The 9,018-nt window shown below is 72.9% G+C and carries 11 protein-coding genes; 7 read left to right on the top strand and 4 right to left on the bottom strand.

Annotated features, from left to right (window positions below):
- The first annotated feature begins 70 nt into the window (after positions 1-70).
- Entirely contained in the window at positions 71-391 is a 321-nt protein-coding gene (fdxA, locus tag AB0927_RS32280; protein WP_014674796.1) for a ferredoxin, read from the top strand.
- A gap of 136 nt (positions 392-527) precedes the next feature.
- Entirely contained in the window at positions 528-1,619 is a 1,092-nt protein-coding gene (locus AB0927_RS32275) for a bifunctional succinyldiaminopimelate transaminase/glutamate-prephenate aminotransferase (RefSeq protein ID WP_366671329.1), read from the top strand.
- Positions 1,620-1,691: 72 nt separating this feature from the next.
- Here the strand turns inward: AB0927_RS32275 and AB0927_RS32270 are convergent, their stop codons facing one another.
- Together AB0927_RS32270 and AB0927_RS32265 are read right to left on the bottom strand one after the other, a co-directional pair.
- Positions 1,692-2,126, bottom strand: coding sequence for an ATP-binding protein (locus tag AB0927_RS32270; RefSeq protein ID WP_366671328.1), 435 nt, complete (start codon positions 2,124-2,126; stop codon positions 1,692-1,694).
- A 288-nt stretch (positions 2,127-2,414) separates the two neighbouring features.
- The gene (locus AB0927_RS32265; protein ID WP_366671327.1) at positions 2,415-3,407 is read right to left on the bottom strand and encodes a heavy metal transporter; all 993 of its coding nucleotides are present in this window, start codon (positions 3,405-3,407) and stop codon (positions 2,415-2,417) included.
- Positions 3,408-3,504: 97 nt separating this feature from the next.
- On the opposite strand from AB0927_RS32265, the gene dapE reads away from it, so the two are divergent.
- Together dapE and AB0927_RS32255 are read left to right on the top strand one after the other, a co-directional pair.
- Entirely contained in the window at positions 3,505-4,584 is a 1,080-nt protein-coding gene (gene dapE, locus AB0927_RS32260) for a succinyl-diaminopimelate desuccinylase (RefSeq protein WP_366671326.1), read from the top strand.
- A 106-nt stretch (positions 4,585-4,690) separates the two neighbouring features.
- The gene (locus AB0927_RS32255; RefSeq protein WP_366671325.1) at positions 4,691-5,449 is read left to right on the top strand and encodes a TIGR00730 family Rossman fold protein; all 759 of its coding nucleotides are present in this window, start codon (positions 4,691-4,693) and stop codon (positions 5,447-5,449) included.
- A 184-nt stretch (positions 5,450-5,633) separates the two neighbouring features.
- Here AB0927_RS32255 and folP read toward each other — a convergent pair whose 3' ends face one another.
- Complete coding sequence (gene folP / locus AB0927_RS32250; protein WP_366671324.1) at positions 5,634-6,494, bottom strand: dihydropteroate synthase; 861 nt, start codon at positions 6,492-6,494, stop codon at positions 5,634-5,636.
- A 139-nt stretch (positions 6,495-6,633) separates the two neighbouring features.
- Here folP and AB0927_RS32245 point away from each other — a divergent pair, with 139 nt between their 5' ends.
- Both AB0927_RS32245 and AB0927_RS32240 read left to right on the top strand, forming a co-directional pair.
- Entirely contained in the window at positions 6,634-6,990 is a 357-nt protein-coding gene (locus AB0927_RS32245; protein ID WP_366671323.1) for a DivIVA domain-containing protein, read from the top strand.
- Positions 6,987-7,610, top strand: coding sequence for a DNA-3-methyladenine glycosylase I (locus tag AB0927_RS32240; RefSeq protein ID WP_366671322.1), 624 nt, complete (start codon positions 6,987-6,989; stop codon positions 7,608-7,610). The genes AB0927_RS32245 and AB0927_RS32240 overlap by 4 nt, the downstream gene beginning before the upstream one ends.
- Here AB0927_RS32240 and AB0927_RS32235 read toward each other — a convergent pair.
- Positions 7,576-8,379: an enoyl-CoA hydratase-related protein gene (locus AB0927_RS32235; protein ID WP_366671321.1), complete on the bottom strand. Its 804-nt coding sequence runs from the start codon at positions 8,377-8,379 to the stop codon at positions 7,576-7,578. The genes AB0927_RS32240 and AB0927_RS32235 overlap by 35 nt on opposite strands.
- 372 nt (positions 8,380-8,751) lie before the next feature.
- On the opposite strand from AB0927_RS32235, the gene AB0927_RS32230 reads away from it, so the two are divergent.
- The gene (locus tag AB0927_RS32230) at positions 8,752-8,919 is read left to right on the top strand and encodes a DUF3117 domain-containing protein (protein ID WP_018544333.1); all 168 of its coding nucleotides are present in this window, start codon (positions 8,752-8,754) and stop codon (positions 8,917-8,919) included.
- Positions 8,920-9,018: the final 99 nt, after the last annotated feature.

Raw genomic sequence — 9,018 nt, 5'->3', positions numbered from 1 at the left:
CGCGCTCCCGCGCGCCAGGCGGCGGAGCCTGAAGAGGCCCGCCAGCGCCCTATCGAGGAGGAACGACAGCGTGACCTACGTCATCGCGCAGCCTTGTGTCGACGTCAAGGACAAGGCGTGCATCGAGGAGTGTCCGGTCGACTGCATCTACGAGGGCCAGCGGTCCTTGTACATCCACCCGGACGAATGCGTCGACTGTGGTGCCTGCGAGCCGGTCTGCCCGGTCGAGGCGATCTTCTACGAGGACGACGTCCCGGAGGAGTGGAAGGACTACTACAAGGCGAACGTCGAGTTCTTCGACGAGCTGGGCTCGCCCGGCGGCGCCAGCAAGCTGGGGCTGATCGAGCGCGACCACCCCTTCGTCGCCGCGCTGCCGCCGCAGGGCGAGTGACCGTCTAGGGCGTCCAGGCCCTAGCGCCCAAGCGGCCCGCATCGCGTCGCCTCGGTCCCGTACGGCCCCGATCGCCTGATCACCGCCGCACGGGACCGAGGCGTTTGCCGCACCAGACGAAAGTGAGCCACTGATCGTGTCCGCAGTCTCCGACCGGCTTCCCACGTTTCCCTGGGACAAGCTGGAGCCGTACAAGAAGACGGCCGCGGCCCATCCGGACGGCATCGTCGACCTTTCCGTCGGCACCCCGGTCGACCCGGTCCCCGAGCTGGTCCAGAAGGCCCTGGTCGACGCGGCCGACTCGCCGGGCTATCCGACCGTCTGGGGCACGCCCGCGCTGCGGGACGCGATCTGCGGCTGGCTGGAGCGCCGTCTCGGCGCGCGCGAGGTGACCCACCGGCACGTCCTGCCGGTCGTCGGCTCCAAGGAACTGGTGGCCTGGCTGCCGACCCAGCTCGGCCTCGGCCCCGACGACAAGGTCGCCTACCCGCGCCTCGCGTACCCGACGTACGAGGTGGGCGCCCGGCTCGCCCGCGCCCGGTACGAGACGTACGACGACCCGCGCGAGCTGGACCCGGCCGGTCTGAAGCTGCTCTGGCTGAACTCCCCGTCCAACCCGACGGGCCAGGTGCTGGGCAAGCGGGAGCTGACCGAGATCGTCGCCTGGGCCCGCGCCCACGGCGTCCTGGTCTTCTCCGACGAGTGCTACCTGGAGCTGGGCTGGGAGGCCGACCCGGTCTCGGTGCTGCACCCGGACGTCAACGGCGGCTCGTACGACGGCGTCGTGGCCGTCCACTCCCTCTCCAAGCGCTCCAACCTGGCCGGCTACCGCGCCGCGTTCATCGCCGGCGACCCGGCCGTCCTGGGCCCGCTCCTGGAGATCCGCAAGCACGGCGGCATGATGACCTCCGCCCCGACGCAGGCCGCCGTCGTGGCCGCGCTGGGCGACGACGCCCACGTGCACGAGCAGCGGGCCCGCTACGCCGCCCGCCGCGAGGCGCTCCGCTCGGCCCTGCTGGCCCACGGCTTCCGCATCGAGCACAGCGAGGCCAGCCTCTACCTGTGGGCCACCCGCGACGAACCCTGCTGGACCACCGTCGCCCACCTCGCCGACCTGGGCATCCTGGTCGCCCCCGGCGATTTCTACGGCACCGCGGGCGAGACCTTCGTCCGCGTGGCACTGACGGCGACGGACGAGCGGATCCGGGCAGCGGTCTCGCGCCTGTGACGCTCCCCGGGAACGCCGGACGGGGTCCGGGGGGACGCACCCCCCGGACCCCGTTCACAGGGCGGTCGCGGCTCAGCTGAGCGGCGTGCCCTGCACGGGCACGGCGGACATCGGCAGGTTGGACGTGGGCAGGCCGCCCTTCGTCGCGCCGGCCGCCGCGTCCCCGAGGGCGCTGCCCGCGGCCCCGGCCACGCCCCCGGTGGCCTGCTGCGCCGCCGGAGCGGCCTTCTTCACGGCGCCGCCGGCCGTCTTGCCCGCGGCCGGCACGGCCGTCTTCACGGCGTTGCCGCCCGCGTTGCCCGCCACCGAGGTGACGTGCTCCGCGGCACCGTCGACGGTGTCGCCGACGTGCGCCGTGTCCAGTGCGGTCAGGCCGCCCAGGTTCGGCGTGGCCGCCGGCAGGTTCGTGGCCGCACCGGCGGAGCCGGCCGCACCGACCCCGGCGGCCGCTCCCGCTGCGACGAGCAGCGCGGCACGGGCGATCCGGCGGGTCAGGGGGAGGGACATGATGCTCCATTCGACGGGAGAGACGATCTCTGTCGTCCGGACCCGGCACCGGGCCCGGACGCCATGACTACCGCTCGAAGCCGCCGAAGGTTGCGGACGCCCCGGGTAAAGAACGGATAACGCGTCGCATTATCAGGTGTGGATAAAAACGGGCAAAGGTCGTCCGCCGGAGCGCCCGGAAGAATCCTTCCATCCCTGGCACCCCAAGGGATTCCGGCCGCGCCCCGCCGCTCGCCCGGATGGCCGCGTGTGAAACGCCGACGCCACCCGTCGGCGCGACCCCTCGTACTACTGTCCGGTCACGATCCGGACAACGCCCACGGACTTCTCCGCGCCCGCCGCCCCCTGGGACCGCACCGGCCGCCACGCCCCGCCGTCGCTCCCCGCGGTCCACACCCGCCCCGCGTAGGCGACCTGCTGGATGTGCAGCGCCGAGGAGTTGGCGACCGCCCAGTGCGCGAGCTGCCATCCCCGCGCCCGCTCCCCGCGCCCGCTCGCGTCCGTCCGCGTCCCGAGCGGCACCGGTACCGTCACGGTCCGCCCGCTCGCCGTCGCCGTCACGCTCGGCGCGGGAGACGGCGAGGGCACCGGCGACCCGCCCACCTCCGCACCGGTCTCCTGCAACGCGTCCCGCCCGAAGTCCCGTACCAGCGCGGCCCGTACCGCGTCCGGACCGGTCGCCGTGGCCGCCGTGTCGAAGCGGCCGTCGCAGGTCAGCGTGGCCGCCGCCTGCCCGGTCAGCGCCGCCGACAGCAGCTCGGCGTCCGGCTCGTGCTTGGCGTACGCCTCCGGGTAGCCGCTGCGCTGCACCCGCTGCGCGGCCACGGTGAGCGGCAGATCGGAGTAGTCGGGCACCTTGGCCAGATGGGCGTAGAAGATCCCGGCCGCGTACGCGGGGTCCATGATCTGCCGCTCGGTGCCCCAGCCCTGCGAGGGCCGCTGCTGGAACAGGCCGAGCGAGTCCCGGTCGCCGTGCTCGATGTTGCGCAGCCCCGACTCCTGGATCGCGGTGGCGAGCGCGATGGTCACGGCCCGCTCGGGCATGTTCCGGCCGGTGCCGACGGCGGCGATCGTCGCCGCGTTCGCCGCCTGCTCGGGCGTGAACTCGTACGACGTCCCGTCGCCGGCGGCCGAGACCACCTTGCAGCCGTGGGACCCGCCCCCTCCGGTGACGTACTGCACCACGAGGTAGGCGGCGACACCGCACAGGACCAACAGGGCCGCGGCGAACCGGAGAAGACGGCCGCGGCGCTTGGGACGGGTGGGGGACGGCTGTGACACGCGTACAAGGTACTGGAGTGATCACCCCCTCTCACCAGTGGTCCGGCACCGCGCGCGCGAACCGGGCGCCCCGCGGCGGCGCGCTAGGGTCGGTGCCATGGCCGACACCTCGCTTGACCTCACGCTGGACGCCGCCACGCTCACCGCGCGGCTCGTGGACACCGCTTCCGAGAGCGGCACCGAGAAGCCGCTCGCGGACGCGATCGAGACCGCGCTGCGCGCCCTGCCGCACCTGACGGTGGACCGGTACGGCAACAACGTGATCGCCCGCACGAACCTGGGCCGCGCCGAGCGGGTCGTGCTGGCCGGGCACATCGACACCGTGCCGATCGCGGACAACGTGCCCTCGCGGCTTGACGAGGACGGCGTGCTGTGGGGCTGCGGCACCTGCGACATGAAGTCGGGCGTGGCGGTCCAGCTGCGCATCGCGGCCACCGTGCCGGCCCCCAACCGCGACCTGACCTTCGTCTTCTACGACAACGAGGAGGTCGCCGCCGACCTCAACGGACTGCGGCATGTCGCGCAGGCCCACCCGGAGTGGCTGGAGGGCGACTTCGCGGTGCTCCTGGAGCCCTCCGACGGCGAGGTCGAGGGCGGCTGCCAGGGCACGCTGCGCATGCTGCTGAGGACCGAGGGCGAGCGGGCGCACTCGGCGCGCTCCTGGATGGGCGCCAACGCCATCCACGCGGCCGCGCCGATCCTGGCCCGCCTGGCGGCCTACGAGCCCCGCTACCCGGTGATCGACGGCCTGGAGTACCGCGAGGGCCTGAACGCCGTGGGCATCGGCGGCGGGGTCGCGGGCAACGTCATCCCCGACGAGTGCGTGGTCACCGTCAACTTCCGCTACGCCCCCGACCGCACCGAGGAGGAGGCGATCGCGCACGTCCGCGAGGTGTTCGCGGACTGCGGGGTGGCCGAGTTCGTGGTCGACGACCACAGTGGCGGCGCGCTGCCCGGCCTCTCCCACCCGGCCGCGGCGGCCTTCATCGAGGCGGTCGGCGGCATCCCGCGCCCCAAGTACGGCTGGACGGACGTCTCCCGCTTCGCCTCGCTCGGCATCCCCGCGGTCAACTACGGCCCCGGCAACCCGCACCTGGCGCACAAGCGGGACGAGCGCGTGGAGACGGCCAAGATCCTCAAGGCCGAGGAGCGGCTGCGGAACTGGCTCACGGCGTAGCCCCGCCCCGCGTGGCGCCCGCGGGGCGGACACCCGGATGTCCCCCCTGTGTAACCCGCGTAGATCTAGTCTGGGAACGAACCACCGGCAAGTGGAGGGAGCGCACATGCCTACCGGGAACCCCGAGGGGAAGAAGCAGCCGCCGGACGAGCAGCGGCTCGGGCCGGTCCTCCGGCGGCGGGGCCAGGTGACGCCGAGCACGACCGACCAGCGGCTGCTGGACGCGGGTGGCCCGTCCGACTGGGTCCACACCGATCCCTGGCGGGTGCTGCGCATCCAGTCGGAGTTCATCGAGGGCTTCGGCACGCTGGCCGAACTCCCGCCCGCGATCAGCGTGTTCGGCTCGGCCCGCACCCCCGTGGACTCACCGGAGTACGACGCCGGGGTCCGGCTCGGCCGCAGCCTCGCGCGGGCCGGCTGGGCGGTGATCACCGGCGGCGGCCCCGGCGCGATGGAGGCAGCCAACAAGGGCGCCTGCGAGGCGGGCGGCGTCTCGGTCGGGCTGGGCATCGAGCTGCCCTTCGAGCAGGGGCTGAACGCCTACGTCGACATCGGGCTGAACTTCCGCTACTTCTTCGTCCGCAAGATGATGTTCGTGAAGTACGCGCAGGGCTTCGTGGTGCTGCCCGGCGGCCTCGGCACCCTGGACGAGCTCTTCGAGGCGCTGACCCTGGTCCAGACCCAGAAGGTCACCCGCTTCCCGATCGTGCTCTTCGGCAGCGAGTACTGGGGCGGCCTGGTCGACTGGCTCAAGAACACCCTGGTGGCCACCGGCAAGGCCCTGGAGAAGGACCTCCTGCTCTTCCACGTCACCGACGAGGTCGACGAAGCGGTGGCCCTGGTCTCCAAGGAGGCCGCACGGTAGCCACGCCGCCGGACCCAGGTCCCTAGGGCCTCTCGTTTGGATCATGCCGGGCTCGCGGGCCCCGGCACCGCGCCTCGCGGCGTTGTCGTCGGTTGCCATGGCTCCGCCATGTCGCCCTCCTCCGCCTTGCGACGCACGGCACCAGACCCCGCTCCCTGATCCGGCCTGATCCAAACGAAAGACCCTAGGCCAGACCCCGCCGGGCCACCGCAGGGGGGCGGTGGCCCGCGATGGCGGAGACCATGTCGAGGACCTGACGGGTCTCGGCGACCTCGTGGACGCGGTAGACCATCGCGCCGAGCCAGGAGGACACCGCCGTCGTCGCGAGCGTGCCGATCAGCCGCTCCTTGACCGGCCGGTCCAGCGACTCCCCGACGAAGTCCTTGTTGGACAGCGACACCAGCACCGGCCACCCCGTGGCGACCATCTCGTCGAGGCGCCGCGTCGCCTCCAGGCTGTGCCGGGTGTTCTTGCCGAAGTCGTGCCCGGGGTCGATCAGCACCGACTCCCGCGGCACCCCGAGCGCCACCGCACGCTCCGCGAGGCCCACGGTCACGTCCAGGACGTCGGCCATCACGTCGTCGTACGTGACCCGGTGCGGGCGGGTACGCGGCTCCGCGCCGCCCGCGTGGGTGCACACCAGGCCCACGCCGTAGCGCGCCGCGACCTCCGCGAGGCCCGGGTCCGCGCCGCCCCACGCGTCGTTCAGCAGGTCGGCGCCCGCCTCGCACACCGCCTCGCCGACCTCGGCCCGCCAGGTGTCCACGCTGATGACCACGTCCGGGAACCGGCGCCGCACCTCCGCCACGAAGCCGACCGTGCGCCGCGCCTCCTCCTCGGCGGAGACCTCCTCGCCGGGGCCCGCCTTCACCCCGCCGATGTCGATGATCGCCGCGCCCTCGGCCACCGCCTGCTCGACGCGCGCCAGGGCCGGCTCGTCGCGGAAGGTGGCCCCCCGGTCGTAGAAGGAGTCGGGGGTCCGGTTCACGATCGCCATGATCACTCGTTCGCGCGGTCCGAATTCCCGCCTGCCCAGCCTGAGCATCCGCTGTGACCTCTTCCTCGTACGTCCGGCACTGCGACCGCCAGTGACCCTAACTGTCAGACTCGCATGGCACGATCGGAGCTGACAGATTCCGCGTCCGGCACAGTGGCCGGGACCCGAGCATGGGGGCCTTGAGACGATGGTGATGTTCCTGTTCCTGGTCATCGCGCTGGCCGTCGTGGTCGCCGCGGTGACCCTCGGCGTGCTGGGCGGCGGCGAGAGCGCCCCGCTGCCCGAGGCCGCGCCCGAGCGGCTCCAGGATCCGCTGCCCGACGACCGGCCGGTGGGCCGCGAGGACGTGGAGAGCCTGCGCTTCCCGCTCGCCCCGCGCGGCTACCGCATGGCCGACGTCGACGACGCCCTCGGCCGCCTAGGCGCCGAACTGGCCGAGCGCGACGCCCGCATCGCGGGCCTGGAGTCCGCGCTGGCCGGCGCGCGCGCCGCCGCCGCGCGCCCCGCCCCGGACAAGTCCGAGCACCCGGAGGACCAGCGGTGACCGCCGCCCTCGTCGGCCCGGACGGCGCGCCGCGCTGCCCGTGGGCCCTGTCCACCGAGGACTACGTGTCGTACCACGACGAGGAGTGGGGCCGCCCGGTCCACGGCGACGACGCCCTCTTCGAGCGGCTCAGCCTGGAGGCCTTCCAGTCCGGCCTGTCCTGGATCACCATCCTGCGCCGCCGTCCGGGCTTCCGCGCCGCCTTCGCGGGCTTTTGCATCGAGAAGGTCGCCGCGTTCACCGACGAGGACCGCGCGCGCCTCCTGGCCGACCCGGGCATCATCCGCAACCGCGCCAAGATCGACGCCACCCTCGCCAACGCACGCGTCCTCGCCGACTGGCCGGCGGGCGACCTGGACGAGCTGATCTGGTCCCACGCCCCCGACCCGGCCACCCGCCCGGCCCCGAAGACCCTGGCCGACGTCCCGGCGGTCACCCCGCAGTCCACGGCCCTGTCCAAGGAGCTGAAGAAGCGGGGCCTGAGATTCGTGGGCCCCACGACGGCGTACGCGCTGATGCAGGCGTGCGGTCTGGTCAACGACCACCTGGAGACCTGCGTGGCGAGGAGCGCCCCGCCACGGCGCGTCACCGTCCCAGATACCGCGGCTTCTCCTTGTTGACGAAGGCATGCACGGCGATCGCGTGATCCTCGGACTGCCCGGCGCGGGTCTGGAGTTCGTCCTCCTTGCCGAGGGTCTCCTCCAGCGAGTGCGTCAGCCCGAAGGCCACCGCCTCCTTGATCGCCGCGTAGGCCACCGTCGGCCCCGCGGCCAGCTTCCGCGCCACCTTCACGGCCTCGTCCCGCAGCTCGGCCGCGGGCACCACCCTGTTGGCGATCCCCAGCTCCAGCGCGTCCTGCGCGCTGATGCTGCGCGGGAACAGCAGCAGGTCCGCCGCCCGGCTCGGCCCGACCACCCGCGGCAGGGTCCAGGAGATCCCGGAGTCCCCGGTCAGGGCGACGCCCACGAACGACGTGTTGAAGGACGCGGTGTCGGCGACGATCCGGTAGTCCGCCGCGAGCGCGAACCCGAAACCGGCTCCGGCCGCCACCCCGTTCACCGCGGCGACCACCGGCTTCGCCGCTCCCGCGAGCGCCCGCACGATCGGGTTGTAGTGCTCCTTGACCGTGCTCATCGTCTGCCCGGACCCGGTCTCCCGGTCCTGCGCCAGCAGCCCGATGTGCTCCTTGAGGTCCTGGCCCACGCAGAACGCCCGCTCCCCGGCGGCGGTCAGCAGGACGGCCCGTACGGCGGTGTCCCGGGCCGCCTCCTCGGCCGCCTCCCGCAGCGCGACCTTGGCCGCCACGTTCAGCGCGTTCATCGCCTCGGGGCGGTTCAGCGTGATCGTCGCGAGCCCGTCGCTCACCTCGTAGAGCACGGTGTCGGCCATGGCGCATCCCCTCCGGTTCGCGATGGTGACGTACCGGTCGGTACGCCCCTGTCCGATCACAGCATGGCGGAGATCATCGGCCAGCGGCCCGTCCCCCGGTGTGAGCTGCGTCAAAGAAAACCGGGCCGGAGGTGGCCGAAGGGCGTCGGTGCGGTGGCGCAGTATCGCAGGCACATCCCCGAATTGGGTGGTTTTGCTCGCGCGCGTTGCCCAAGCGATGCGGACCGATGTTGGTCATCGGGTCCTGAGATGCGGGATAATGGCTTAGAAGCAATGTGTTCGATGCCGGTGTCGCGTGTCCGATCCGGTCCCGCGGGTGCCCGCCGGGTGCCATCGGCAGACGATGAGCTGGTGTCAGGAAGGGGAACGAGCATGGCGGCCATGAAGCCGCGGACGGGCGATGGTCCGCTCGAGGTGACCAAGGAGGGGCGGGGCATCGTCATGCGCGTTCCGCTCGAAGGCGGCGGTCGACTCGTCGTCGAGCTGACCCCTGACGAGGCCGAGGCGCTCGGCGACGCGCTCAAGAAGGTCGTCGTCTGACCTGCGCCCAGCCAGTCCTCACGGCTGCCCCGGCATCGTACGCGGTGCCGGGGCAGCCGCGTTTCCGGGGCACGGCACGCGGCGTCGCGGTGAGGCCCC

The organism is Streptomyces sp. NPDC048106, assembly GCF_040706415.1.
Classification (GTDB): Bacteria; Actinomycetota; Actinomycetes; order Streptomycetales; family Streptomycetaceae; genus Streptomyces.
This window is presented reverse-complemented; position numbering and strand designations above follow the sequence as displayed.